This window comes from Cryobacterium fucosi (assembly GCF_004403515.1).
In the GTDB taxonomy this organism is placed as follows: Bacteria; Actinomycetota; Actinomycetes; order Actinomycetales; family Microbacteriaceae; genus Cryobacterium; species Cryobacterium fucosi.
In genome coordinates, this window is sequence record NZ_SOHH01000070.1 from 1 (window position 1) to 25,201 (window position 25,201).

Sequence of the window (25,201 nt, forward strand, 5' to 3'; positions counted from 1 at the left end):
CGCCGCGCTGCCGCCCGGCCCCGTCGGCCTCGCCGCGCTCCCGCCCGGACCCTGGGCGTGGGCGGCGTCCCTCCCGCACGCCGCGGCACGATCGCCGAGCCGGCTGATCACCGTGGGCGACACCGAGCTGGTCCGCGGACTCCAGGCCGGGTCCCCGCTCCTCATCGCGCTGGCCGGCTGCCTGGAGCAACTCCCCACCGGCTGCGAAACCATCGTGCGGGTGCACGGACCGACACGCGCCGAAATCGTGCGCTCGCCCGTGCACCCCGCCGGACTCTGCTTCCGACCGGAGCTGGTGACCGTCGACCAGGCCGCCGGCTTCGCCGTACGGCTGGCGGAGAGAGCTCGCACGGCCGGGCTCGTCGGGCGGAACGGGCCCGTTCCCGCGTCCGTGACACTGGCGGAGCTGGCCCGGTCCGACCGGGCGCCTTCCCCGCCGAGTTCGCCCGGCGCCGCCGCAGGGCGGCCACGCGCGGCGGGCCTTCGCTGTCTGATCGGGATCGGTGAGGAAGGCACGGTGACGCTGGACCTCGTCGCGGCCGGCCCGCACGCCGTGGTCGGCGGCACGACGGGCAGCGGCAAGAGCGAACTCCTGGTGACCTGGGTCGCTGCGATGGCCGCGGCCCATCCGCACCACGCGGTGACCTTCCTCCTGATCGATTTCAAGGGCGGCGCCGCGTTCCGCCCCCTCCTCGCCCTGCCGCACTGTGTCGGCCTCATCACCGACCTCGACGGTCAACAGGCCGGCCGCGCCCTCGCCAGCCTCGCGGCCGAACTGAGGCATCGGGAGCGGGTCATGCGCGCCGCCGGCGCCCGCGACATCGCCGAGCTGAGCGCGGGGGAGCACCGGCCGGATCCGCTCCCCCGCCTCGTGATCGTGGTGGACGAATTCGCCACCATGCTCACGGCCTTCCCTGAACTGCACGCGCTCTTCGTCGACATCGCGGCACGCGGCAGGTCGCTCGGGGTACACCTCATCCTCTGCACGCAGCGCCCCAACGGCGTCGTCAGCGACGCCCTGCTCGCCAACTGCAACCTCAGGGTGTCCCTGCGGGTGAACAACCGCGCCGACAGCCGGGCCGTGCTGGGAACGGATGCGGCGGCCGCGCTCTCTTCGGCCGTGCCGGGGCGCTGCCTGGTATCCGCAGGCGAGGGCGACCCCGTGCTCTGCCAGGTTGCCACGACCACGGCGAATGACCTGCGGGCGATCATCGGTCGCAGAGGTGACGTGCAGCGCCCTCGTCGACCCTGGCTGGACCCGCTGCCCGGCCGGGTGACGCGGAGCGACCTCGCCGCGGTCGAGGACGCGACCGTGGGCCGGTCGCCGGGGGGACCAGCACCCGGTGTCCTCCTCGGGCTGCTCGACGAACCGGACCGCCAACGCTACCGGGTCGCCCGCTACAACCCCGGGCGCGACGGCCACCTCCTCGTTGTCGGGGCCGGGCGCAGTGGCAAGAGCACGGTGCTGGCGTCCGTCTCGGCCCAGCACTCCGGCACGGCCGACGTCCTGGCTCCCCGGCCCGACGTCGAATCCGTCTGGGACGCCCTCGCCGCGGCGCGCGCCTGGCTCGACGCCGGCTCGCGGCGCGCCCGGCTCCTCGTGCTGGACGACTTCGATTCCGTGTACGCGCGGTGGGGCGACGAACATCGGGCGGCGGCGCTGGAACTGCTCAGGAGTCTCCTCCGTGACGGGGCGGCAGCGGGATCGATCGTCGTCGTGGCCGTGCAAGAACTCTCCGGAGCGCTGCAGGCGCTGCCGGCACTCTGCCGGAGCCGGCTGGTGCTGAGGCTCCCGGATGCCGGCGCCCACTCGGCGGCCGGGGCAGATCCAGCCCTGTTCGATGCGGCATTGCCCCCGGGCGGCGGTTCCTGGTACGGCTCACGAATTCAGCTGCTGGAGCCGGAGCCCGGTACCGTCCAACCCCCGGCCGGCAGAGATCCGGGGGCCGGCGTGGGGGAGGACCTCGCCGTGCACCGTTCGCTGCTCGTCGTTGCCGGTTCGCCCGCGCGCACCCTGGCGGCGCTGTCCGCCGCCCATTCCGGCGAGATCGTCGACCTCTCCGCCGTCCCAGGGTCGGAGGCCGGCCGGCTCAGGGTGCTGGCCGACGACGGCGCCGTCCTGGTCGGCGACACCGACACGTGGCAGGCGCAGTGGTCGCTGCTCGGGCTGCTCCGCCCGCACACGGCGATCGTGTTCGACGGGTGCGGCCTGGCCGATTACCGCGCCATCAGTCGGCGCAGGGACCTGCCGCCGCCGCTCGCCCCCGGCCGGAACCGGGTCTGGGTGCTGCGCCCCGACGGCGCCGTGGTCCGGTCGACGCTCCGGGCTCCCGGCTGACCGGCACCGCCCGACCCCGGGCGACCCGACCCGGCGGAACGAGCCGGGCTCAGGCCAGGACGTCGGTGAGCGCGGCCAGGGGAAGACCGTGCGCGGCCGCGACCGGGGCGCTGGTGATCTGCCCCCCGGCCGTGGCCAGACCGAGAGCGAGCGCGGCATCCGCCCGCACTGCGTCCTTCCAGCCGCGGTTGGCGAGCAGCCGCACGTACGGCAACGTGGCGTTGGTGAGGGCGTACGTTGACGTGTTCGGGACGGCGCCGGGCATGTTCGCGACGCAGTAGAACAGCGACCGGTGCACGACGAACGTCGGCTCGGCGTGGGTCGTCGGGTGCGAGTCCGCGAAGCAGCCGCCCTGGTCGACCGCGATGTCCACGAGGACGCTGCCCGGCTTCATCCGGGAGACCAGCTCGTTGCTGACCAGCTTGGGGGCCCTCGCTCCCGGGATCAGTACCGACCCGATGACGAGGTCGGACTCCACCAGTGCCCGGTCGATCTCGTAGCTGTTCGATGCGATCGTCTGCACCCGGCCGTAGTGCAGGGCATCGAGCTCCCGAAGCCGGAACAGGTTGGTGTCGAGCACCGTGACACGGGCGCCGAGTCCCAGGGCGACCTGCATCGCGGCCGTGCCGGCCACGCCGCCGCCGAGAACGGTGACCCGTGCGGGGTGGGTGCCGGGAACACCCGGGACCAGGAGACCGGGCCCGCCGTTCGGCTTCAGCATGGCATTGGCGCCGACGATCGGCGCGAGACGCCCGGCTACCTCGCTCATCGGTGCCAGCAATGGCAGCGCGCGTGAGGGAAGCTGCACGGTCTCATAGGCGATGGCCGTGACGCCGCTGCTCAGCAGGGCCCGGGTCAGGGCCGGTTCCGCAGCGAGGTGCAGGTAGGTGAACAACAGCAGGTCGGGCCTGAAATGGCCGTACTCGGTGTCCACCGGCTCCTTGACCTTGAGCAGCAGGTCCGCCGCCGCCCAAGTGGATGCCGCATCGGGCATGATTCTCGCGCCGGCCACGACGTATGCCTCGTCGGTGATCGATGACCCGGTGCCGGCGCCGGTCTCGATCAGTACCTCGTGGCCCTGGCCCACCAGGTCGTGCACGCCCGCCGGGGTGATCGCGACCCTGAACTCGTTGTTCTTGACCTCTGACGGGATTGCGACCTTCATGGCGCTCCTTCGACTGGCCTGGGACCTTCGACAGGCCTGGGACCGCTCCGTCCCTGGACGCGATTCTAGCGCGGCGCCACCGCCGTTTTCGAGTGCGGATGCCGCCATCAGACGCTGATTTCGCGAGAAATGGCCTCCACAATTAACGATTTGGCCACTCTTCGCTGTCAAAACAGCTCTCTTGTGCGAGTATCTACCCACCCGCAATGTCGCGCGTGAGAGTTCACCCGCTGAAAGATGCAAGGAGATCCCACAGATGAAGCCCAGGCCGTTGCCCGCAGACCCGATGATCCAGCAGCTCATTCGTCAGGCCCAGCGGGCGCAGCTGGGTCGCCGCACCCTCCTCACCGGCGCGGGTGCCGGGGCGGCAGCGCTGGCGCTCGCCGCGTGCTCGACCGGGGGCGCCGCCAAACCGAAGGCCGCGGCAGACAAGTCCGCCGCGGAGAAGAGCATCCGCTGGGACAACTGGGCGCTCTACATCGACGTGGACGACGCCGGGAATTATCCCACGCTCGACGCGTTCACCAAGGAAACCGGCATCAAGGTCAAGTACACCGAGGCCGTGGACGACAACAACACCTACTACGGCAAGGTGAAGGACCAACTGGCCCTTGGCAAGGACGTCGGCGCCGACGCCGTCTGCCTCACCGACTGGATGGTGGGCCGGCTGATCCGGTTCGGCTACACCCAGGAACTCGACCACGCCAACATCCCGAACCTCGCCAACCTCCAGCCGTCGTTGAAGGATGTCGGCTTCGACAAGGGCCGCAAGATGTCGGTGCCGTGGCAGGGCGGTTTCGCCGGAGTCTGCTGGAACAAGGAGAAGCTCCCCAACGGGCTCGCCTCGGTCGAGGATCTCTGGGACCCCCAGCTGAAGGGCCGGGTCGGGGTGCTCTCGGAGATGCGCGACACCATGGGCCTGATCATGCAGGACGCGGGCGTGGACATCTCCGGGGACTGGGGTGACGACGAGTTCAACGCCGCAATCGACGTGCTCAAGAAGCAGGTCTCCGACGGCCAGGTGCGCAACATCAAGGGCAACTCCTACAAGGAGGACCTGATCAACGAGGACACCCTCGCAGCGATCGTCTGGTCGGGCGACATCGTGCAGCTCAACGCCGAGAACGGCGACAAATGGGACTTCGTGGTGCCGGAAAAGGGCGGCACCCTGTGGAACGACAACTTCGTCGTGCCGATCGGTTCGACGCACAAGAAGAACGTCGAGGAACTGATCAACTACTACTACGACCCGGCCGTCGCGGCCGAGGTCGCGGCGTACGTGAACTACATCACGCCGGTCGCCGGAGCCAGGGAAGCGGCCATGGCAATCGACCCGGAGCTCGCGAACAACCGGCTCATCTTCCCCGACGACGCGACCCTGGCCAAGGCGCACGTCTTCCGCACCCTGACCGGCGCGGAAGAACAGAAGTACGACGCGGCGTTCCAGAGCATCCTGCTCGGGTCCTGAGCGATGACGACGGGCGCGTTCGCGGCTCAGGGGGCCGACCTTGAACTGGTCGGCATCCAGAAGCGGTTCCCCGGTTTCACGGCCATCGAACACCTGGACCTGAAGATCCCGGCCGGTTCGTTCTTCGCCCTGCTCGGGCCATCCGGATGCGGCAAGACGACCACCCTGCGCCTCGTCGCCGGGCTCGAAGAGCCGACCGCGGGCCGCATCCTGATCGGCGGCAAGGACATCACCGGCCAGAAGCCCTACCAGCGGCCGGTGAACACCGTCTTCCAGAGCTACGCGCTCTTCCCGCACATGACCGTGCTCGAAAACGTGGCCTTCGGGCTGCGCCGTCGCCGGATCGACGAACCGGTCGCCAAGGCGCACGAGGCTCTGCGCCTCGTCGAACTGGACCACCTGGCAGCCCGCAAACCCCAGCAGCTCTCCGGCGGTCAGCAGCAACGCGTGGCGCTGGCGCGGGCGATCGTGAACCGGCCGGCCCTTCTCCTGCTCGACGAGCCGCTCGGCGCCCTGGACCTCAAGCTGCGCCGGCAGATGCAGCTGGAGCTCAAGACCATCCAGGAAGAGGTCGGCCTGACCTTCCTGCACGTGACCCACGACCAGGAGGAGGCCATGACCATGGCCGACACCGTGGCGGTGATGAACAAGGGCCGGATCGAGCAGATGGGGGCGCCGGAGGAACTGTACGAACTGCCCAAGACGGCGTTCGTGGCGAATTTCCTCGGCCAGTCGAACCTGTTCACCGGCCCCGTCATCGGCAGCACGAGCGACGCCATCGCGGTGGCGGTCGCCGGGCAGAGGATCGTCGTGCCGGCCGCGCGGGCCCATCGCCACGCCGGCGAGGTCACCATCGGGATCCGCCCCGAGAAGCTCAGCCTGCACCTGTCGGCCCCCGCCGACGACCCGGCCCGGAACAGCATGGGGCCCGGCCGGGTGATCGACGTCTCGTTCAGCGGGGTGAGCACGCAGTACCTGATCAACGTCCCGCGTGTCGGGACCCTGATCGTCTTCGCCCAGAACATGGCGTTCGGTCCCGTCGCCGGGGAAGGCGGGGAGGTCTGGGTCAGCTGGGACATCAAGCACGGCTTCGGCCTGGAAGACGAACCGGGCGATCTGCCCAAGTTCGACGCCGACACCACCACGAGGAGCATCGCGGCGCAGAGGCGGGCGTCCCTGATCACGGAGCTCGAGGAAGTCTGACGATGGCGTTCGCCGCGTTCGCCACCACGACCAGCGAGGCCGAGCAGGTGCCCCGGCGCAAGAGCCCGGTCGCGCTGCTGCTGCTGCTTCCCGGCATCCTCTACCTGATGCTGTTCTTCCTCACGCCGCTGGTCTCCCTGCTGCTGACGTCGTTCCAGGCCCCGTCCGAATTCGGCGACGTCGGCCAATACAGCTACGCGTTCAGGTGGGAGAACTACGTGCAGGTGGTCACCGACTACCTGCCGCACATCCTGCGCTCGTTCGGCTTCGCGCTGATCGCCACCGTGCTCGCCCTGGTCTTCAGCTACCCGCTGGCCTACTTCATCGGTGTGACGGCCCGGCGCTGGCCGCTCGCGCAGAGCCTCATGCTCGTGCTCGTCATCGCGCCGTTCTTCATCAGCTTCCTGCTGCGCACACTGGCCTGGAAGCAGATCCTCTCGGACGAGTCGTTCATCATCACGTCGCTGAAGGCGGTGGCCCTGATGGCGCCGGATGCCCACTTCACCGGGACGCCCGCAGCCGTCATCTTCGGTCTGACCTACAACTTCATCCCGTTCATGACCCTGCCGCTGTACACGACCCTCGAACGGCTCGACCTGCGCTACCTCGAGGCGGGAAGCGACCTCTACGCGCACCCGGTCGAGGTGTTCCGGAGGGTGACCATTCCGCTGTCCATGCCTGGGATCGTGGCCGGCACCCTGCTGACCTTCATCCCCGCCGCCGGCGACTACGTCAACGCCAGCCGGGACTTCCTCGGCGGCCCGGACAGCCAGATGATCGGAAACGTGATTGAGGCGAACTTCCTTGTGCTGCAGAACTATCCGGCGGCCGCTGCCCTCTCGATCATCCTGATGACGGTCATCCTCATCATCGTGAGCATCTACGTCAAGCGCGCCGGCACGGAGGAACTGCTGTGAGAATCTCCCTCGGGCGGTGGCTGCTGCCGGTCTACGCCGTCCTCGCCCTGCTCTTCCTGATGGTGCCGATCGTCTACACCTTCATCTTCTCGTTCAACGACTCGCAGAAGTCGAACATCACCTGGCGCGGCTTCACCCTCGACAAGTGGCTCAACGTCTGCAACGTGCAGAACGGCGCGGTCTGCGAGGCATTCGGCAACAGCCTCATCATCGGCGCGGTTGCCACCGTGGCCGCGACCGCGCTCGGCACCATGATCGCGATAGCCATCGTGCGGTACCGGTTCCGGTTCCGCTCCGGGGTGAGCCTGCTCCTGTTCCTGCCGATGGCCACGCCCGAGGTTGTGCTCGGCGCCGGCCTGGCCGCGCAGTTCCTGTCCGTCGGGGTGCCCAAGGACATGGTGACGATCATCCTGGCGCACACGATGTTCTGCATCAGCTTCGTCGTGGTGACGGTCAAGGCCCGCGTGGCGAGCCTCGACCCGGCGCTCGAGGAGGCCGGCCGCGACCTCTACGGTTCGCCCGGCCAGGTCTTCCTGCGGATCACGTTCCCCCTGCTGCTGCCCGGGATCCTCGCGGCGGCGCTGCTCTCCTTCGCCCTGAGCTTCGACGACTTCATCATCACCAACTTCAACTCGGGGGCGGTGACGACCTTCCCGAAGTACATCTACATCTCGGCGTCGCGCGGCATCCCGGCGGAGGCGAATGTGGTGGCCTCCGCCGTATTCATCCTGGCGCTGGTGATCGTCGTCAGCGCGCAGTTGTCGGCGGCGGCACGGGCGAAACGGCTCGCGAAGTCGGGCTGAGCGCGGCTCAGAGGTAGCTGGCGTGAACCTGGCCGACCTGGCGGCCGCCGCCGTAGACGGCAAGGCCCAGGTCGGGAAGCAGCGCCTCGACGTCGGTGTGCGCGATCGCGCCCGCATCCGCCAGCAGGCGCAGGGCGACGATGGTGGCGGCCCGCAGGTTGCCGTCGAGGATCTTCAGGGCCACGGTGATCCCGTTCGCGGCGGAGGCCACCATGATGCCCTCTGCGCCGGTCTTGATGAACAGGCCGAGCCGTTCGATCACGACGGTGTCCGGAAGCCCGGGGCCGGCGATGACCCAGCCGTTCTGCCGGACCGCCTCGGCGAGGAACCCGGCCTCACGGTAGATCGCGAACGGCGAGTTCGACTTGGACGTGGCGATCCGGGCGATGCCGCGGGCCAGGGCGGTCAGCGAGAGGGCGTGCACGGGGGCGCCGCAGCCGTCGATCCCGGTCGCGGACGGCCGTTCGCCGGTGAACCGCTCGACGACGTCGAGAATGCGCTTCTGCAGCGGATGCTCCGGGTCGAGGTATCCGGTCAGCGCCCAGCCGTTCTGCTTGCACGCCACGAGCATCGCCGCATGCTTCCCTGAGCAGTTCATGTAGACCGGGGCCTTGCCGGCTCCCAGTCGCACCAGCGCGTCGCGGGTGGCGGAGTCGTCGGGCCACGCGGCGGGGCAGGCGAGCGCCGTCTCGGGGATCCCGGCCCGGAACAGCAGGCCCCGCACGAGGTCGGCGTGGCGCTGGGTGCCACTGTGGCTGGCCGTGGCGATCGCGGCGTCCTCCCCGCGCAGGGTGACGCCGCTGGCCATCACGGCGATGGCCTGGAACGGCTTCATCGAAGACCTGGGGAAGATGGGGGTCGTCACGTCGCCGAGGGCGCGGAGGACCGCGCCCTCGCTGGTGAGCACGACCGCGGAGCCCGCGTGCCTCGATTCGATGAAACCGCTGCGCTCGACGACGGCGAGTTCGACCGCGTCGGCGACCGTGAACGTGTGCGGACCGTGCAGGGTCGCGGCTGTGCTGGGAGAGGTCACCGGGCTACGACGGGACTAGAGCGCGGCGATCGCGTCGTCGATGACCGAGAGGGCATCGGCGAGCAGGGCGTCGGTCACGGCGAGGCTCGGCAGGAAACGGAGCACGTTGCCGTAGGTGCCGGCGGTGAGCAGCAGCACGCCGTGCTGGGCGGCGTAGGCGGCGATCGAGGAGACGGCGGCGGCATTGGGCTCCTTGCCGGAGTCCCCGGTGCCGGGCTGCACGAGCTCGATTGCGATCATGGCGCCGCGGCCGCGGATGTCGCCGATGATGTCGTACTTCTCCTTGAGCGCTCCGAGGCCGGCGAGCAGCGTCTTCTCGATCCGGGCGCCCTCGGCCAGCAGGTCGTTGTTCTCGATCGACTCGAAGACGGCGATCGCCGCGGCGCAGGAGACGGGGTTGCCGCCGAACGTCCCGCCGAGGCCGCCGGGCTGGGACGCATCCATGATCTCGGCGCGACCGGTGACGGCGGCAAGCGGCATGCCGCCGGCGATGCCCTTGGCGGTGAGCACGAGGTCGGGGGTCCAGCCGAAGTGCTCGCTGGCGTAGTACTTGCCGGTGCGGGCCATGCCGCTCTGGATTTCGTCGGCGATCATGACGACGCCGTTCGCCGTGCACCAGTCCTGCAGCGCGGTGAAGTAGCCATCGGCCGGGACCATGAAGCCGCCCTCGCCCTGGATCGGCTCGACCACGAGGCAGGCCAGGTCGGTCGGGCCGACGACCTTCTCGAGGTAGGCGATCGTGCGCGCCGCGGCGTCCGCGCCGCTGAGGCCGTCGTGGTACGGGTAGGAACTGGGGGCGTGGTACACGTCGCTGGCGAGTGGACCGTAGCCGGTCGCGTAGGGCATCGCCTTGTAGTTCATCGCCATGGTGAGCACGGTGCGGCCGTGGTAGGCGTGGTCGAGCACTGCGACGGCGCGGCGGCCGGTGTACTTGCGGGCGATCTTCACGCCGTTCTCCACAGCCTCGGCGCCCGAGTTGATCAGCACCGACTTCTTCGGGAAATCGCCGGGGGTGTGCGCGGCGAGCAGCTCGCAGACGCGCACGTACTCCTCATAGGGCGTGATCGTGAAGAGGGTGTGGATGAAGTCCTGCGTCTGGGCGACGGCGGCCGCGACGACGCTCGTCTCGGTGTGGCCGATCGTGGTCACGCCGATGCCCGCGCCGAGGTCGATGAACTGGTTGCCGTCGACGTCGACGATGATGGCCCCGTTCGCCGTGGCGATGTAGACGGGAAGCGCGCTACTCACGCCGCCCGACACGGTGGCCAGGCGTCGCTGCTGCAGCTCGGCGGAGCGCGGCCCCGGAATCGCGGTCACGATCCTGCGTTCCTGGGTCACCGTGTAGACCGGCGCGGCAGTGGTGGACGGGGTAGTCGAGGGCGTCAGCGTGTCAGTCATGATGCAACCAGTTTACCGACCCGCCCGGCGCCCGCGGCGGCGATTTGCTGCGAGAATCGTTTCCTGCAGCCCCGACCCCGAAGGAGACGCCATGAATCGTGAACACCGCTACGCCGTGAAGGTCTCCTGGACCGGGAACCGGGGCACCGGCACGAGCGACTACCGCGAGTATGGCCGGGAGCACTCGATCGCCGCGGCGGGCAAGGCGCCGATCGAGGCGTCGGCCGACCGCAGTTTCCACGGCAACGCCGACCGGTGGAACCCGGAGGAGTTGTTGCTGGCCGCCCTCAGCGAGTGCCACCTGCTCTCCTACCTGCACGTCGCCGTGCGGCACGGCGTCGTCGTCGTCGGATACACCGACGACGCGACCGGAACCATGGTGCAGACGAAGGATGGCGGTGGTCACTTCACCGAGGCCACCCTCCGTCCCCGGGTCACGGTGGCCGACCCCGGCCAGATCGACCTGGCCCAGTCCCTCCATGCGGAGGCGGCCGCGCTCTGCTTCATCGCGGCATCCGTCAACTTCCCGGTCGGCCACGAACCGGAGACCGTCGCCGCCCCTCAGTGATCGGGCCGCCCCGGTGATCGAGCCGCCCCGGTGATCGAGCCGCCCCGGTGATCGAGCTTGTCGAGATCAGCGTCCGCGGTCTCGACAGGCTCGACCACCGTGCCGGCTCATCCACCGCTCGGGCTAGGAGCCCGAAAGCGCCGTGAGGGTCTCCTCGATGACGCTCATCGCATCGTCGATGAGCGCCTCGGAGATGACGACCGACGGCATGATGCGCAGCACGGAGTCCCAGCTGCCGGCATCCAGCACAATCACGCCGTTCGTGGTCGCGTGCCTGATGATGGCGGTGAGTGCCTCGGGGTACGGCGTGGTCGTGCCGGGGTGCACGAGCTCGACGCCGAACATGGCGCCCTTTCCTCGCACGTCGCCGACGACCGAGAACCTCTCGGTCCAGTCGCCGATGCGGGCCCAGAGGGCCTTCTCGACGCGCCGGGCCTCGCCGAGCAGGTCGCCCTGCTCGATCAGGTCGAACACGGCCAGAGCGGCGGCGGTGGAGACGGGGTTGCCGCCGAAGGTGCCGCCGATGCCGCCGGGCTGCACGGAGTCCATGATGTCGGCGCGGCCGGTGACCGCGGCGAGCGGGAAACCGCCCGCGATTCCCTTGGCTGTGGTGACCAGGTCGGGGACGACGTCGTGGTGCTCGATCGAGTACCAGGTGCCGGTGCGTGCGATTCCGGCCTGGATCTCGTCGGCGACGAGCACGATCCCGTTGTCGGTGCAGAACTCGCGGATGCGCGTGAAGTAGCCGGGGGCGGGAATGACGATTCCACCGTCGCCCTGGATCGGCTCCACGAAGAACGCCGCGATCTCGGTGGCCCCGATGTGGGTGGTGATGTAGTCGATGGTCTTCTCGGCGGCTTCCTCACCGGTCAGGCCGTCGCGGTACGGGTAGCTCGTCGGCACGCTGTAGATCTCACCGGGGAACGGGCCCATCCCGGCGCGCTCCGGCCACGGGCGGTAGGTCATCGCCATGGTCAGGTTGGTGCGGCCGTGGAAGGCGTGGTCGAGGGCGACGATCGCGCGGCGGCCGGTGAACTTGCGGGCGATCTTGACCGCGTTCTCGACGGCCTCCGCGCCGGTGTTCACCAGCACGGAGCGCTTCTCGAAGTCGCCCGGGGTGATCTCGGCGAGTTTCTCGGCGACGGCGACGTAGTTCTCGTACGGGGTGACGGTGAACAGGGTGTGGGTGAGCTTCGCGGCCTGCGCGGCGGCCGCGGCGGCCACCTCGGCGTTGGCGTGCCCGATGGTCGTGACGCCGATGCCGCAACCCAGGTCGATGATCTGGTTGCCGTCGACGTCGACGAGGATCGCGCCGGCCCCGTGGTCCATGTAGATATTGGCGAGGGTGCCCGCGCCGCGGGACACCGAGCGCAGGCGACGTTCCTGCAGCTCGATCGACCTGGGGCCCGGGAGGGCGGTGACGAGTTTGCGTTCTTGGGGGACCGAATACTGGGCAGACATGCCTCCAGCTTAGGTTGCGCCGATTTCCGCCGTGTTTCGGATGCCCGGCCCGGGCTACACCCGTTCGCGCGGGAACACGCGATCGGCCAGTTTCTGCAGGGTTCCTGAAGGCGGCGATTCGTTGTACTTCCCGGCCAGTTCCTGCCCGGACAACGCGTGGATGGCGGCCATGATCTCGTCGGTGGCGCCACGCCTGGCCTTGCCGGATTCCGCGGAGCCGTGACGGCTCAGGTCGATCGGTTTGCCGAAGGTGACGGTGACCTTGCGGATGCGCGGGAGCTTCGCCCCGACGGGCTGGATCTCCTGGGTGCCGACCAGCCCGACCGGCACGACGACCGCCCCGGTGGTCAGCGCGAGCCAGGCGACGCCGGTGCGGCCCTTGTAGAGCCGGCCGTCGAGGGAGCGGGTGCCCTCCGGATAGATGGCGAAGGCGCTGTCGGACTCAAGGATGTTGCGCCCCGCGTCGAGCGCGTCCTGCGCGGCTTGCCCGGCGCCGCGTTCGACCCCGACCGCGCCGATCGAGGTGAAGAAGGTGCGGGAGGCGAAGCCCTTGAACCCGGTGCCGGTGAAATAGGTGGACTTGGCCAGGAACTGCACCCGGCGCGGCGCGGACAGCGGGATCACGATGCTGTCGATGAAGGAGAGGTGGTTGCTGGCGAGGATGACCCGACCCTCGCGCGGGATGTTCTCGCGACCGGTGATGGTCGGTCGGAAGACCAAGCGGGCGATCGGCGCCATGATGCCGTAGCCGAGAAAGTAGACAAGGCCGGGCCGTTTCGTGGGCTCCAGCTCCAGATCCAGCTCCAGCTCCTCCTCCGACGGGTCGGCGAGGGGTTCGTTCTGGGGTTCGACTTTGGCACCGGTCACCCGTTGACACTACCGCCAGAGGCGCCCCACGCCGAAAGGCCACACCCGGCCGGCCCTGGGATTCGGCCGGGTGGGCACGAGGCCGGGCCATTCCCGGTCCCTGCGCCTAGCATGGGAGGGTGCGAAGACGAGTTGTAATTCTCGGGTCCACCGGCTCGATCGGAACCCAGGCCCTGGACGTCATCAAGGCGAACCCGACCAGGTTCGAGGTGGTCGGGCTGTCCGCGGGCAGCAATCGGGCGCTGCTCGAGAGCCAGGCTGCCGAGTTCGAAGTCGACGCGACGGCGCTGGGCGCCGACGAGGCAGAGCAGTTGGTGCGGGATGTCGACGCCGACGTCGTGCTCAACGGAATCACCGGTTCGGTGGGGCTGGGGCCCACCCTCGCGGCACTGTCCGCCGGTCGCACTCTCGCCCTGGCCAACAAGGAGTCACTGATCGTCGGCGGAGACCTGGTGAAGTCGCTGGCGGCGCCAGGCCAGATCGTGCCGGTCGATTCGGAGCACTCCGCCATTGCGCAGGCGCTCCGCTCCGGCACGGCCGGCGAGGTGCGGCGCCTGGTGCTGACGGCATCCGGTGGGCCGTTCCGCGGCCGTCGCCGCGGCCAGCTGGCTGACGTCACGCCCGCGCAGGCGCTCGCCCACCCGACCTGGAACATGGGGCCGGTGGTCACCACGAACTCGGCCACACTCGTGAACAAGGGCCTCGAGGTGATCGAAGCGCACCTTCTCTTCGACGTGGACTACGAACGGATCGACGTGGTCGTGCACCCGCAGTCGGTGGTGCACTCGATGGTCGAGTTCATCGACGGGTCGACGATCGCCCAGGCATCCCCTCCCGACATGCGCCTGCCGATATCGCTCGGCCTGGACTGGCCGAACCGGGTGGCGGCGGTCGGAGCCCCGATCGACTGGACCACCCCGCAGAGCTGGACCTTCGAACCCCTCGATGACTCGGCGTTCCCCGCCGTCAACCTGGCCAAGCAGGTCGGCCGGGCCGGCGGCACCTACCCGGCCGTGTTCAACGCGGCGAACGAGCAGGCCGTCGCGGCGTTCCACGCCGGCGCAATCGGATTCCTGGACATCGTCGACACCATCCAGCGTGTCGTCGACGCCCACGAGCAGGACGGCCCGCTCACCCGCGAGTCGCTCGCCGCCGCCGAGGACTGGGCTCGGGCCGCGGCGGACAAGCTGCTCGCCCGCTGAAGCTGCTCTCCCGCTGACGCAAGCCAGGCCGCGCCCGTGCCGAATTCAGGTGCACAGCCCGGAACGGTGCGGCGGACGCCCGGCGGCGCCTTGTATTCGCGCGGTTCTCCTGAATTCGGAACGCGCTAGACCGCGGTCTGGATGGGAGGGAGGTGCTCAGCGGTGGTAGCTCTCCGCGGCGGCGGCGAGGGCATCCGCCCACGGCGTCGCGGCGACCCCGAGTTCGCGCTGGGTCTCGGCAGAGTCGATCAGGTACGGCACCGCGAACTGGTGGCTCGACGCCCAGATCTCGTGCATCATCGGGTTCACCGCGCCGAGCGACCGAAGCAGCCACTGCGGATACGCGGCCACCTTCCCGTGCGTCCCGACGCGTCGGTTGACCTGGTCCGCGATCTCGATCCGGCTCGCGGCGGCGCTCGGAACGTGCCAGAGCCGGCCCCAGTCGCCGCCGTGGTCCGCGGCGGCGATCAGGGTGCTGACGATGTCGGGCAGGTAGCTCCAGCTGTGCGGGAGGCCGGGCCTGCCGACGACCCGGGCGGTCTTCGAGGCCAGGATCGCGGCGAAGAAGGTCTCGCCCAGGTGTGCGGTGCCCGTGGCGCCGGGACCGAAGTAGTCGCTCGCTCGCACCTCGACGCCGCGCAGTTCGCCGCGTTCGTGGGCCTCGCGCACCTTCCGCCAGCCCTCCTTGCGCACGAGGCCCTTGGCCTCGGTGGTCGTCTCCGGTGAGTGCTCGGTCATCGGGCCGGTCGGCGAACCATAGGGGTACAGGTTGCCCATCACGACCAGTGCGGCACCGGTGGCGGATGCCGCGTGTATCGCCGCGTCGACCATCGGCGGCCACTGGGTGGCCCAGTCCGTGTATGGCGGATTCGTGCAGAGGAAGATCGTCGCTGCACCGGCGGCGGCGCGGGTGAACGCCTCCCGGTCGCCGGCGTTGAGCACGAGCGCCGTGGCCGCCGCGGCCGCGGATCCAGACCGGGTGCCGATGGTGACCTGGTCGCCGCGCGCTGCGAGGCGCTCGGCCAACGGGCGTCCGATCAGGCCGGCGCCGACGACGAGTTGGGCGGGCATGGCATCCTCCGGGCGATCAGTCGTCGCATTCGTCGTCGCTCTTCTTGCACTTACCGTTGTCCTTGTTGTCGCCCTTGTCAACAGACGGCGACTGGTCCTCGGTGGGCGTCGGCGTGGGGATGCTGGCCTCGATCGCGTCGGCGAGGTCACCGGTCACGAGGTTGATCGCGGACTGGATCTCCGCGGCGCGCGCCGCCGAGACCTGCCCGGCCGCGGCGGCCGTCAGCAGGTCGGCCTGCACTGCGGTGAGCGCGGATTGCGCGCCGGTGAAGTCGCCGGCCGCTGCGGCGGTAGTGACGCCCAGCACGCCGGACTGCAGCTTCTCGACGGTCGGGGTCGCCAGGTCCGGGGACGGCCCGGAGCAGGCGGTCAGCGTGGCGGCCACGAGGAGGGCGGCGGCCACCCGGGTGGCGAGGCGAGAGCGGATGTTCATGGCCTGAGGCTTTCCTGGAGCTGCTGGAGGTGGGTGCCGAGGGTGCCGTCGACGGCCGGGTAGCTCGGGGGCGTGGCCGCCGGCGCGTCAGGCCGCGGTGCGAAGAGGATGGCGGCCAGGGCAACGAGCACCACGGCGACGGCGACGACCACCATCGTGCGGCGGGTGGGCCTCCTGCCCGCGGTCGCGGACGTGGGCGGGAGGGGCGTGCCGCCGGTTCGGACGCCGACGGGGAGGAACTCGGTCTGCGCGTCCGCGCGTCCGGCGGCCCAATCGTCCGCGGCGCTCTGCCGCGGGGCCGGCGCCGACTCGAGCACGGCGGTCCGGTCGAGCAGCGCGGTCTTGTCGGGCGGGGCAGACCCCTCCAGCAGGGCGGTATTCTCCAGCACGGCGGTTTTGTCGAGCTGCGCGGTGCTCTCGAGAAGGGCGGTCTTCTCGAGCAGCGCGGTCTGCGCCGTGGGCTCGAGGAGCTCGGTCCCGTCGACGTCGTCGAGGACGGAGTGAGCCGCGGCCGCGGCCGGCCCAGGCTCGGCGACGAGGCTCCGGAGCCGCACGGCAGCCTGCTCAGCGGTGAACCGCTCCGCGACGACCCGGCTGGTCATGCCGCCGAGCACCTCGGCCCAGCCGCTGTCGAGGAAGTCGGGGATGACCGGGTCACGTTGCAGCCTGGCCATCGCGGATTCGACTGCCGAACCCGGGAAGGCGCGCTCGCCGGTCAGGCATTCGAGCAGCACGAGGCCGAGCGAGTAGACGTCGCTGGGCGGCCCGATCGGTTCGCCCATGGCCTGCTCCGGGCTGAGGTAGCCGGCGGTGCCGAGCAGGGCGCCCGTCTTTGTGAGGTGGGTGGCGTCGAACAGCCTGGCGATGCCGAAGTCGGCGAGCTTGGCGTGCATGCCCCTGCCGGGGAAGCCGGACGGCGCGAGCAGCACGTTCGCGGGCTTGATATCGCGGTGGATGATGCCCTGCGAATGCACATAATGCAGGGCCTCGCCGAGATCAGCGCCGATCTCGGCGACCTCGGCGGGCAGCACCGGCCCGTCGCTGATGCGGCTGCGCAGATCGCGCCCGTTGACGAACTCCATCACGATGAACGCGCGGGGGACACCCTCGATCACGGCGGTGCCCGCATCGAACAGGGTGACCAGGGCGAAATGGTTCAGGCTCGCCAGCACCGCGACCTCGCCGGTCTGACGCTCGGGGCCGGCGTCGTCGGCGGTGTCCATGCGGAAGAGTTTGACCGCCACGGTGCGCCCGAGCACGACATCCGTCGCCTCATAGACGACCGCCATGCCGCCCGCGCCGATCAGTCGGTCGATGCGGAACCGGTCGGCGAGGCGAAGGCCGATCGGGCCGGGGATGCGAGGCTCAGACAGAGGGGTCCTCCTTGTAGGTCCAACAACCAAGCAAACCATACCTCGGGCCGGAAACGGCCAGCGCCCTCGCAGCTTGGAGTGGGTAATCTACGACTGTGGAAACCGTGCTGCTGTATCTCCTGGGCGTCGTCATCGTCGTCATCGGGCTCGCCCTGTCCATCGGCCTGCACGAAATCGGTCACCTCCTGCCCGCCAAGGCCTTCGGGGTGAAGGTCACCCAGTACATGATCGGCTTCGGCCCGACCCTGTGGTCCCGCCGCAAGGGCGAGACCGAATACGGCGTCAAGGCCATCCCGCTGGGCGGCTACATCTCGATGATCGGGATGTTCCCGCCGGCGAAGAAGGGCGGCAAGGTCCAGTCGTCCAGCACCGGTTTCTTCAACCAGCTCGTGCAGGAGGGTGCGCCGGAGAAGAAGCCGAACGCCCTGGCCACCATGGTCGACGACGCCAGGCGGTCCAGTGCCGACACCATCGGGGAGGGAGAGGACCATCGCGCGTTCTACCGGCTCCCGGTCTGGAAACGGATCATCATCATGCTCGGCGGGCCGACCATGAACCTGCTCATCGCGCTCGTGCTGTTCGCCGTGCTCTTGATGGGTTTCGGTACCGCGCAGGCGAGCACCACGGTCGGCAGCGTGTCCGCGTGCGTGCTCCCGGCCACCAGCGCCAGGCAGGCCTGCGAATCGTCCGACGAGAAGGCGCCAGGCGCCGCGGCCGGGCTGAGGCCCGGCGACCGGCTCGTCAGCGTCAACGGCACGGCCATCGACAGCTGGGCCCAGTCGACCGAGCTGATCCGCAGCTCGCCCGGCATCCCGCTCACCGTCGTCGTCGATCGCGATGGCGCGAAGCAGACCCTCACGATCACGCCCAAGCTCACCGAGCGGTACGTGCTGGATGCCGCAGGCAAGGTCGAGAAGGACCAGTCCGGCACATCACTCACCCAGGAGGTCGGCTTCGTCGGCATCGGCCCGGCGGGCGAACTCGTGCAGCAGCCGGCCACGGCCGTGCTGCCCGCCGTAGGCGACAACATCGGCGCCGTCGTGCACATGATCGCCAACCTTCCGCAACGGATGGTCGACATCGCGAACGCCGCCTTCGGTCCGGGGGAACGAGACCCGAACGGACCGATCAGCGTGGTCGGCGTCGGCCGCGTCGCCGGCGAGATCGCGAGCATCGACAGCATCCCGGTGAACAGCAAGATCGCCAGCATGCTGGGACTGCTCGCCTCGCTCAACGTCGCCCTGTTCGTCTTCAACCTGATCCCGCTGATGCCGCTCGACGGCGGTCACGTCGCCGGTGCGCTCTGGGAGGGCCTGCGGCGCTGGGTCGCCCGGCTGTTCAAACGTCCCGACCCGGGGCCAGTCGACACCGCCAGATTGATGCCGCTCACCTTCGCCGTCGTCGTCCTCCTCGGCGGCATGAGCCTGCTGCTCATCTACGCCGACATCGTCAAGCCGATCAGCCTGTTCGGCTGACCCGGCTACTCCCGGCGGGAGTGGCCGCATCACGCCCCGCGGGCGGATGCCGCGCCCCGCCCCGGCGAGGGCTACGGCACTCGGGCGCCTGCGTGTCAGCGCGAGAGCAGCAGCGCCTCACCCTGGCCGCCGCCGCCGCAGAGCGCCACGGCCGCCTTTCCGCTGCCGCGGCGGGCGAGTTCCAGGGCCGCGTGCAGCGCCAGTCTCGAACCCGAGGCGCCGATCGGATGGCCGATCGCGATGGCGCCGCCGTGGATGTTGACCAGCTCGGGAGAGAGCCCGAGTTCCCTGGTCGACTCGAGCGCGACTGCCGCGAATGCCTCGTTGATCTCGACCAGGTCGAGGTCGGCCGCCGCCCAGCCCTCCCGGTCGAGCGCGTGCCTGATCGCGTTCGCCGGCTGGGAGTGCAACGAATTGTCCGGCCCGGCGACATGCCCGGAAGCCAGCACCGTGGCGAGCCAGTCCAGCCCCCGCTCCTCGGCCCACGCCCGACCGCACAGCACGAGCGCGCTGGCGCCGTCGCTGAGCGGCGAGGAGTTTCCGGCGGTGATGGTTCCGTCACTCGAGAACGCCGGGCGCAACCGGCCGAGCGTCTCGGTGGTGCTGTCTCCGCGCACGCCTTCGTCGGCCGTGACGAGGAGAGGGTCCCCGCGGCGCTGCGGCACGCTCAAGGGCGTGATCTCGTCGGCGAAGATGCCGCTGCGGGCCGCTTCGGCGGCGCGCTGGTGCGAGGCCGCCGCGATCGCGTCCTGCTCGGCGCGGTCGATGCCGAGCCGGCCGTTGACATGCTCGGTGGAGAGCCCCATCGAGAGCCCGTCGAAGGCATCCGTCAGCCCGTCGTGCGCCGCGTGGTCGAGCGCCGTGACGCTGCCGTACGGCCAGCCCTGGCGGGACCCGGGGAGCAGGTGCGGGGCCTGGGACATCGATTCCTGACCGCCGGCGATGACAACGTCGACCTCGCCCAGACGGATGAGCCTGGCCGCGTCGACCACGGCGGCCAGGCCGGAGAGGCAGACCTTGTTGAGCGTCATCGCGGGCACGTTCCAGGGGATCCCGGCCGCGATCGCGCTCTGCCGGGCCGGGTTCTGGCCGCAGCCGGCCTGCAGCACCTGGCCCATCAGTACGGCGTCGACCTGGCCGGGGGAAATCCCGGCGCGGTCAAGTGCCCCCGTGATGGCGGCGCTGCCCAGCTCCACCGCGCTCAGACCGGCCAGCTGGCCGTTCACCCTGCCCTGCGGGGTTCGGGACCCGGCCAGGATGACCACTTCGATCGAGTTCATGATGACTCCTTCGTCTTCGTGTAACCGTCTTCACGCAACCGCCCTCGTGGGGCCGTCGCCGTACGTCCTCCACCGAGCGTAGCCGCGCCGCCCGGGAGTCATGCCACCACCGGGGTTCGTTCCCGCTGCCGAAAGGGACCATCTCCCAGTTGCCTCACTTAGGATATGGCCGTGGCTGCTATCAATTTGGGAATGCCCAAAGTACCCGAGGTTCTCGCTCCGCGACGCAAGAGTCGCCAGATCAAGGTCGGCAAGGTGCTCGTCGGCGGTGACGCTCAAGTCAGCGTTCAGTCGATGACGACGACGCCGACGACGAACATCAACGCGACGCTCCAGCAGATCGCCGAACTCACGGCATCCGGCTGCGACATCGTGCGCGTGGCCGTGCCGACCAGGGACGACGCGGAGGTCCTGTCGATCATCGCGAAGAAGAGCCAGATCCCCGTCATCGCGGACATCCACTTCCAGCCGAGCTACGTCTTCGCGGCGATCGACGCCGGCTGCGCCGCCGTGCGGGTCAACCCGGGCAACATCCGCAAGTTCGACGACCAAGTCGGCAAGATCGCCGCAGCGGCGAAGGCCGCCGGCGTCTCGATCCGGATCGGCGTCAACGCGGGTTCGCTCGAACCCAGCCTGATGCAGAAGTACGGCAAGGCCACCCCGGAGGCGCTTGTCGAGAGTGCCGTCTGGGAGGCGAGCCTGTTCGAGGAGCATGACTTCCACGACTTCAAGATCTCGGTCAAGCACAACGACCCGGTGATCATGGTCAAGGCCTACCGGCTGCTCGCCGAGCGCGGAGACTGGCCGCTGCACCTCGGCGTCACCGAGGCCGGCCCGTCGTTCCAGGGCACCATCAAGAGCGCGACGGCCTTCGGCATCCTGCTCGGCGAGGGCATCGGCGACACCATCCGGGTCTCGCTCAGCGCGCCCCCGGCCGAGGAAGTGAAGGTCGGCCTTCAGATCCTGCAGTCGCTCAACCTGCGCGAGCGCAAGCTCGAGATCGTCTCCTGCCCGAGCTGCGGCCGGGCCCAGGTGGATGTCTACAAGCTCGCCAACGATGTCACCGCCGGGCTCGAGGGCATGACCGTGCCGCTGCGCGTGGCCGTGATGGGCTGCGTCGTCAACGGACCGGGTGAGGCCCGCGAGGCCGACCTGGGCGTCGCATCCGGCAACGGCAAGGGGCAGATCTTCGTGCGCGGTGAGGTCATCAAGACCGTGCCGGAGGACGAGATCGTCGCGACCCTGATCGAAGAGGCCAACCGACTGGCCGCGGAGATGCCCGCCGGCGAGGTTTCCCTCGGCGCCCCGGTCGTCACCGTCTCCAGTTAGCCCGTCCCGCCGCCTGCAGCGGCGCGCGTCGCGAAGTGGCGCGCGCCGTAAAGTAGGGGGGTGCCTATTCGTATGTCCAACTACTTCCTCCGAACCCTCCGCGAAGATCCCTCGGATGCCGAGGTCACCAGCCACCGACTGCTCGTGCGGGCCGGCTACATCCGCCGTCAGGCTCCAGGCATCTTCGCCTGGCTGCCGCTCGGCCTGCGGGTGAAGAACAAGATCGAGACCATCGTGCGCGAGGAGATGGCCGCGGCCGGCGCCTTCGAGGTGCATTTCCCCGCCCTCCTGCCGCGTGAACCCTACGAGGTCACCGGACGCTGGGACGAATACGGCGACGGTCTGTTCCGGCTCCAGGACCGCAAGGGCAGCGACCTGCTCCTCGCCCCCACCCACGAAGAGGTCTTCACTCTTCTCGTGAAGGATCTGTACAACAGCTACAAGGACCTGCCCCTGTCGATCTACCAGATCCAGGACAAGTACCGCGACGAGGCACGCCCCAGGGCCGGACTCCTCCGCGGCCGCGAGTTCACCATGAAGGACGCCTACTCCTTCGACTACACGGATGCCGGCCTCGACCATAGCTACCAGGCCCAGCGCGACGCCTACGAACGCATCTTCACCAGGCTCGGCCTCGAGTACGTCATCGTCCAAGCGGATGCCGGGGCGATGGGCGGCTCCCGGAGCGAGGAGTTCCTGCACCCGACCCCGGTCGGCGAAGACACCTTCGTGCGCTCGGCCGGCGGCTACGCGGCCAACGTCGAGGCGTTCACCACGCTTGCCCCTCCCGCCATCGCCTGGGACGCGATCCCGGCCGCCGAGGTGCAGGACACCCCGGACACGCCCACGATCCAGACCCTCGTCGACCGGGCCAACAGCGCCCACCCGCGCCCGGACGGCCGGGCGTGGACCGCCGCCGACACGCTCAAGAACGTCGTTCTCGCCCTCACCCACCCCGATGGTTCCCGCAAGCTCGTCATCATCGGCCTGCCGGGCGACCGTGAGGTCGACCTCAAGCGGGTCGAGGTCGCGTTCGCCCCGGCCGAGGCCGAGGCTGCCAACGAAGCCGACCTGGCCCGGCACCCCGGACTTGTCAAGGGCTACATCGGCCCGTGGTCGACGGGCGGCGCCGTGCTCGGCGAGAAGTCGGCCACCGGCATCCGTTACCTGGTCGACCCGCGCGTGGTCGACGGCACCGAGTGGATCACCGGCGCCAACGAACAGGGCCGTCACGTGTTCGGGCTGGTCGCCGGCCGCGACTTCCAGGTCGATGGCATGGTCGAGGCCGCCGACGTGCGCGCCGGCGACCCGGCGCCCGACGGCTCCGGCCCGGTCGAACTCACTCGCGGGATGGAGATCGGCCATGTCTTCCAGCTCGGCCGCAAGTACGCGGAGGCGCTGGGGCTCAAGGTTCTCGACGAGAACGGCAAGCTCGTCACCGTCACGATGGGGTCGTACGGCATCGGCGTGACCCGCATCCTCGCGATCATCGCCGAGAACAACAACGACGCCAAGGGACTGATCTGGCCGCCGACGGTCGCGCCGTTCGACGTTCACGTGATCGCGACCGGCCGCGACGAGGTCGTCTTCGACACCTCGGAGACCGTGGTCGCCGCGCTCGAGGCCACGGGCCGCGAGGTGCTCTACGACGACCGCCGCAAGGTGTCGCCCGGCGTCAAGTTCGGCGACGCGGAGCTGATCGGCGTCCCGCGCATCGTCATCGTCGGCCGCGGGGCGGCGGATGGCATCGTCGAGCTCTGGGACCGCCGCACGGGCGAGCGCAGCCAGGTTGCCGTCGCGGACGTCACCGCCAGCTTCAGCTAGGCTCGCGGCGCACTTTCGGGAAGCGGGCGCACGGCGGAACGTGCGCCCGCTTCCATACCGTGCGCCGCGAGGCCGTGGAGTCGGGTACCGTAGAGGAGAGCCCGCTGCGCAGTTTCGCGGCGGCAAGATCTGAATAGAGGAGGCCGGCCATGGACATCGACCTCAGCGTGTTGCGGCAAATGGAGCGCGAGAAAGAGATTCCCTTCGAGGAGCTCGTGCAGATCATTGAACAAGCAATTCTGACGGCCTATCAGAAGCACACCCACCAGGGTGAATCTTCCAGGCAGGCCGTCGAGGAAGTGCCGGAAGCGCGCGTCGTACTCGACCGCAAGTCCGGCCACGTCGACATTTTTGTGCCCGAACACGATGAAGAGGGCAATGTCATCGGCGAAGCCGTCGACAACCCCACCGACTTCGGCCGGATTGCGGCCTACGCCGCCAAGCAGGTCATCAACCAGCGTCTGCGTGACCTGGCTGACGACGCAGTGCTCGGCGAGTTCAAGGGCCGCGAGGGCGAGATCGTCGCCGGGATCATCCAGCAGGGACCCAACCCGCGCATGATCCACGTCGACCTGGGCACGATCGAAGCGATCCTGCCGCCCGAGGAGCAGGTGCCGGGCGAGAGCTACGTGCACGGCTCCCGCATCCGCGTCTACGTGACGGCGGTCGGCAAGGGCCTGAAGGGTCCGCAGATCACCGTCTCGCGCACTCACCCGTCGCTGGTGCGTCGCCTGTTCGCCCTCGAGGTTCCGGAGATCGCGAGCGGAGTCGTCGAGATCGTGTCGCTCGCCCGCGAGGCCGGCCACCGCACGAAGATGGCCGTCCGCGCCACCGAGCCCGGCGTCAACGCCAAGGGCGCGTGCATCGGCGAACTCGGCCAGCGCGTGCGCGCCGTCACCGCCGAGCTGGGCAACGAGAAGATCGACATCGTCGACTACTCGCCCGACCTGGCCACCTTCGTCGCGAGCGCCCTGTCGCCCGCGAAGGTCACCAGCGCCTACGTCATCGACGAGTCCATCAAGGCCGTCCGCGCCCTCGTGCCCGACTACCAGCTCTCGCTGGCGATCGGCAAGGAAGGCCAGAATGCACGCCTCGCGGCCAAGCTCACGGGCGCGAAAATTGACATTCAGCCGGACAGCATCCTGGAGGACACCGAATAGGGGGTACGATGGAACCCGTTAGAACGTGCATTGGATGCCGTTCGCGCGCCCCTCGATCCTCACTTCTGAGGGTTGTAGCTCGGGAATCGGAACTCGTGGTGGATGAAACCGCCACTCTGCCCGGGCGAGGTGCGTGGTTGCATCCCACCGCCGCGTGCTTCCAGGACGCACAGCGGCGACATGCTTTCGGGCGTGCCCTTCGCGTGACCAGGTCTTTGGACGCGAAACAACTAGAGAACAGGCTGAACTGGCTAATGGATAACTAATGAGCGGCTCGAAATGAGACCCGTCCGTTACTAACGGTCTGCCCCTTTCCGGGTGCAGGCCCGGAACAGGAGAATTGTGGCTGCGAAACCACGCGTACACGAGATCGCAACAGAGCTCGGTGTCGACAGCAAGGTAGCCCTTGCGAAATTGAAAGAGATGGGCGAGTTCGTCAAAGGACCGTCCAGTAGCGTTGAACCCCCGGTCGCGCGCCGTTTGCGTGCTGCACTTCAGGCCGACGGTGTAACCGGTACCGCGGCATCCACCACTTCAGAGGCTCCCGCCGGCACCACGCCGGTTGCCGCCTCACCTGCGAAGCCGGGTGGCGCACGTCCGTCGCCGGCCAAGCTCGCCGTCAAGCCGGGCGCACGCCCGGTCGAGTCGGCCGCCGTTGAGGTTCCCGCCGCTGACGCACCGCCGATGCCGTCCGCTCCGCTGACGGTCGCCGAGCGCCAGGCCCAGGCCGCCGAGAAGGCCGCCGCCGCAGAGAAGGCCGCAGCGGCCGACAAGGCAGCCGCAGCAGCCGCCGAGGCCGCGCCCGTGAAGGATGCCCCGGCAGCCGGCACGGA

Annotated in this window: 22 protein-coding genes; 13 read left to right on the forward strand and 9 right to left on the reverse strand. The window is 69.4% G+C overall.

Annotation, left to right across the window (positions count from 1 at the left end):
* On the forward strand, positions 1-2,338 hold a 2,338-nt coding region (locus E3T48_RS10190; protein WP_134523952.1), incomplete at its 5' end, for an FtsK/SpoIIIE domain-containing protein.
* Between the two features lie 49 nt (positions 2,339-2,387).
* On the opposite strand, the gene ald is transcribed toward E3T48_RS10190, so the two are convergent.
* Positions 2,388-3,503, reverse strand: a complete 1,116-nt coding sequence (gene ald / locus E3T48_RS10195) for an alanine dehydrogenase (RefSeq protein WP_134523953.1) — start codon at positions 3,501-3,503, stop codon at positions 2,388-2,390.
* A gap of 256 nt (positions 3,504-3,759) precedes the next feature.
* Between ald and E3T48_RS10200 the strand changes: the two genes are divergently transcribed.
* The 4 genes from E3T48_RS10200 to E3T48_RS10215 are packed head-to-tail and all read left to right on the forward strand — an operon-like array spanning position 3,760 to position 7,894.
* Positions 3,760-4,971 carry an ABC transporter substrate-binding protein gene (locus E3T48_RS10200; protein ID WP_134523954.1) on the forward strand — a complete coding sequence of 404 codons (1,212 nt, stop codon included), beginning with the start codon at positions 3,760-3,762 and terminating at the stop codon, positions 4,969-4,971.
* A gap of 3 nt (positions 4,972-4,974) precedes the next feature.
* Positions 4,975-6,174, forward strand: coding sequence for an ABC transporter ATP-binding protein (locus E3T48_RS10205; RefSeq protein WP_134523955.1), 1,200 nt, complete (start codon positions 4,975-4,977; stop codon positions 6,172-6,174).
* A gap of 2 nt (positions 6,175-6,176) precedes the next feature.
* On the forward strand, positions 6,177-7,091 hold the full coding sequence (locus E3T48_RS10210; protein WP_134523956.1) for an ABC transporter permease: 915 nt from the start codon (positions 6,177-6,179) through the stop codon (positions 7,089-7,091).
* The gene (locus E3T48_RS10215; protein WP_174844152.1) at positions 7,088-7,894 is read left to right on the forward strand and encodes an ABC transporter permease; all 807 of its coding nucleotides are present in this window, start codon (positions 7,088-7,090) and stop codon (positions 7,892-7,894) included. Before E3T48_RS10210 ends, E3T48_RS10215 begins: the two co-directional genes overlap by 4 nt.
* A 7-nt stretch (positions 7,895-7,901) precedes the next feature.
* Here E3T48_RS10215 and E3T48_RS10220 read toward each other — a convergent pair whose 3' ends face one another.
* Together E3T48_RS10220 and gabT are read right to left on the reverse strand one after the other, a co-directional pair.
* Positions 7,902-8,927: an asparaginase gene (locus E3T48_RS10220; RefSeq protein WP_166789691.1), complete on the reverse strand. Its 1,026-nt coding sequence runs from the start codon at positions 8,925-8,927 to the stop codon at positions 7,902-7,904.
* Between the two features lie 15 nt (positions 8,928-8,942).
* The gene (gabT, locus tag E3T48_RS10225; protein ID WP_134523957.1) at positions 8,943-10,325 is read right to left on the reverse strand and encodes a 4-aminobutyrate--2-oxoglutarate transaminase; all 1,383 of its coding nucleotides are present in this window, start codon (positions 10,323-10,325) and stop codon (positions 8,943-8,945) included.
* Positions 10,326-10,416: 91 nt separating this feature from the next.
* Between gabT and E3T48_RS10230 the strand changes: the two genes are divergently transcribed.
* Positions 10,417-10,893: an OsmC family protein gene (locus E3T48_RS10230; RefSeq protein ID WP_134523958.1), complete on the forward strand. Its 477-nt coding sequence runs from the start codon at positions 10,417-10,419 to the stop codon at positions 10,891-10,893.
* Positions 10,894-11,016: 123 nt separating this feature from the next.
* Here E3T48_RS10230 and E3T48_RS10235 read toward each other — a convergent pair whose 3' ends face one another.
* Together E3T48_RS10235 and E3T48_RS10240 are read right to left on the reverse strand one after the other, a co-directional pair.
* A complete protein-coding gene (locus E3T48_RS10235; RefSeq protein ID WP_134523959.1) occupies positions 11,017-12,354 on the reverse strand; it encodes an aminotransferase class III-fold pyridoxal phosphate-dependent enzyme in 1,338 nt (445 codons plus the stop codon).
* Positions 12,355-12,408: 54 nt separating this feature from the next.
* On the reverse strand, positions 12,409-13,221 hold the full coding sequence (locus tag E3T48_RS10240) for a lysophospholipid acyltransferase family protein (RefSeq protein WP_420898366.1): 813 nt from the start codon (positions 13,219-13,221) through the stop codon (positions 12,409-12,411).
* A gap of 119 nt (positions 13,222-13,340) precedes the next feature.
* On the opposite strand from E3T48_RS10240, the gene dxr reads away from it, so the two are divergent.
* The gene (gene dxr / locus E3T48_RS10245; protein WP_134523960.1) at positions 13,341-14,423 is read left to right on the forward strand and encodes a 1-deoxy-D-xylulose-5-phosphate reductoisomerase; all 1,083 of its coding nucleotides are present in this window, start codon (positions 13,341-13,343) and stop codon (positions 14,421-14,423) included.
* 156 nt (positions 14,424-14,579) lie between these two features.
* Here the strand turns inward: dxr and E3T48_RS10250 are convergent, their stop codons facing one another.
* Genes E3T48_RS10250 through E3T48_RS17415 form a run of 3 tightly spaced genes read right to left on the reverse strand, consistent with a single transcriptional unit; the run spans position 14,580 to position 17,330 of the window.
* Entirely contained in the window at positions 14,580-15,494 is a 915-nt protein-coding gene (locus tag E3T48_RS10250; RefSeq protein ID WP_134523961.1) for an NAD-dependent epimerase/dehydratase family protein, read from the reverse strand.
* Between the two features lie 16 nt (positions 15,495-15,510).
* Positions 15,511-15,927, reverse strand: coding sequence for a hypothetical protein (locus tag E3T48_RS10255; protein ID WP_134523962.1), 417 nt, complete (start codon positions 15,925-15,927; stop codon positions 15,511-15,513).
* On the reverse strand, positions 15,924-17,330 hold the full coding sequence (locus E3T48_RS17415) for a serine/threonine-protein kinase (protein WP_166789692.1): 1,407 nt from the start codon (positions 17,328-17,330) through the stop codon (positions 15,924-15,926). Before E3T48_RS17415 ends, E3T48_RS10255 begins: the two co-directional genes overlap by 4 nt.
* A gap of 65 nt (positions 17,331-17,395) precedes the next feature.
* Between E3T48_RS17415 and E3T48_RS10265 the strand changes: the two genes are divergently transcribed.
* Positions 17,396-18,775, forward strand: coding sequence for a M50 family metallopeptidase (locus E3T48_RS10265; RefSeq protein ID WP_198417649.1), 1,380 nt, complete (start codon positions 17,396-17,398; stop codon positions 18,773-18,775).
* A gap of 95 nt (positions 18,776-18,870) precedes the next feature.
* On the opposite strand, the gene E3T48_RS10270 is transcribed toward E3T48_RS10265, so the two are convergent.
* Positions 18,871-20,055 carry an acetyl-CoA C-acetyltransferase gene (locus E3T48_RS10270; protein ID WP_134523964.1) on the reverse strand — a complete coding sequence of 395 codons (1,185 nt, stop codon included), beginning with the start codon at positions 20,053-20,055 and terminating at the stop codon, positions 18,871-18,873.
* A gap of 171 nt (positions 20,056-20,226) precedes the next feature.
* On the opposite strand from E3T48_RS10270, the gene ispG reads away from it, so the two are divergent.
* The 5 genes from ispG to E3T48_RS10295 all read left to right on the forward strand — a co-directional run.
* Positions 20,227-21,384, forward strand: coding sequence for a flavodoxin-dependent (E)-4-hydroxy-3-methylbut-2-enyl-diphosphate synthase (ispG, locus tag E3T48_RS10275; RefSeq protein WP_174844153.1), 1,158 nt, complete (start codon positions 20,227-20,229; stop codon positions 21,382-21,384).
* Positions 21,385-21,456: 72 nt separating this feature from the next.
* Positions 21,457-23,208 carry a proline--tRNA ligase gene (locus E3T48_RS10280; protein ID WP_134523972.1) on the forward strand — a complete coding sequence of 584 codons (1,752 nt, stop codon included), beginning with the start codon at positions 21,457-21,459 and terminating at the stop codon, positions 23,206-23,208.
* Positions 23,209-23,357: 149 nt separating this feature from the next.
* Positions 23,358-24,368, forward strand: coding sequence for a transcription termination factor NusA (nusA, locus tag E3T48_RS10285; RefSeq protein WP_134523966.1), 1,011 nt, complete (start codon positions 23,358-23,360; stop codon positions 24,366-24,368).
* A gap of 8 nt (positions 24,369-24,376) precedes the next feature.
* Entirely contained in the window at positions 24,377-24,634 is a 258-nt protein-coding gene (locus E3T48_RS10290) for a YlxR family protein (RefSeq protein WP_134523967.1), read from the forward strand.
* 76 nt (positions 24,635-24,710) lie between these two features.
* Positions 24,711-25,201 (forward strand): translation initiation factor IF-2 N-terminal domain-containing protein (locus tag E3T48_RS10295; protein ID WP_174844155.1); only part of this gene is annotated, 491 nt, incomplete at its 3' end.

Coding starts and splice junctions, on each gene's coding strand:
- ald (WP_134523953.1), bottom strand. CDS start 3,503: ATGAAGGTCGCAATCCCGTCAGAGGTCAAGAACAACGAGTTCAGGGTC.
- E3T48_RS10200 (WP_134523954.1), top strand. CDS start 3,760: ATGAAGCCCAGGCCGTTGCCCGCAGACCCGATGATCCAGCAGCTCATT.
- E3T48_RS10205 (WP_134523955.1), top strand. CDS start 4,975: ATGACGACGGGCGCGTTCGCGGCTCAGGGGGCCGACCTTGAACTGGTC.
- E3T48_RS10210 (WP_134523956.1), top strand. CDS start 6,177: ATGGCGTTCGCCGCGTTCGCCACCACGACCAGCGAGGCCGAGCAGGTG.
- gabT (WP_134523957.1), bottom strand. CDS start 10,325: ATGACTGACACGCTGACGCCCTCGACTACCCCGTCCACCACTGCCGCG.
- E3T48_RS10230 (WP_134523958.1), top strand. CDS start 10,417: ATGAATCGTGAACACCGCTACGCCGTGAAGGTCTCCTGGACCGGGAAC.
- E3T48_RS10235 (WP_134523959.1), bottom strand. CDS start 12,354: ATGTCTGCCCAGTATTCGGTCCCCCAAGAACGCAAACTCGTCACCGCC.
- E3T48_RS10250 (WP_134523961.1), bottom strand. CDS start 15,494: ATGCCCGCCCAACTCGTCGTCGGCGCCGGCCTGATCGGACGCCCGTTG.
- E3T48_RS10255 (WP_134523962.1), bottom strand. CDS start 15,927: ATGAACATCCGCTCTCGCCTCGCCACCCGGGTGGCCGCCGCCCTCCTC.
- E3T48_RS10270 (WP_134523964.1), bottom strand. CDS start 20,055: ATGAACTCGATCGAAGTGGTCATCCTGGCCGGGTCCCGAACCCCGCAG.
- E3T48_RS10280 (WP_134523972.1), top strand. CDS start 21,457: ATGTCCAACTACTTCCTCCGAACCCTCCGCGAAGATCCCTCGGATGCC.
- nusA (WP_134523966.1), top strand. CDS start 23,358: ATGGACATCGACCTCAGCGTGTTGCGGCAAATGGAGCGCGAGAAAGAG.
- E3T48_RS10290 (WP_134523967.1), top strand. CDS start 24,377: ATGGAACCCGTTAGAACGTGCATTGGATGCCGTTCGCGCGCCCCTCGA.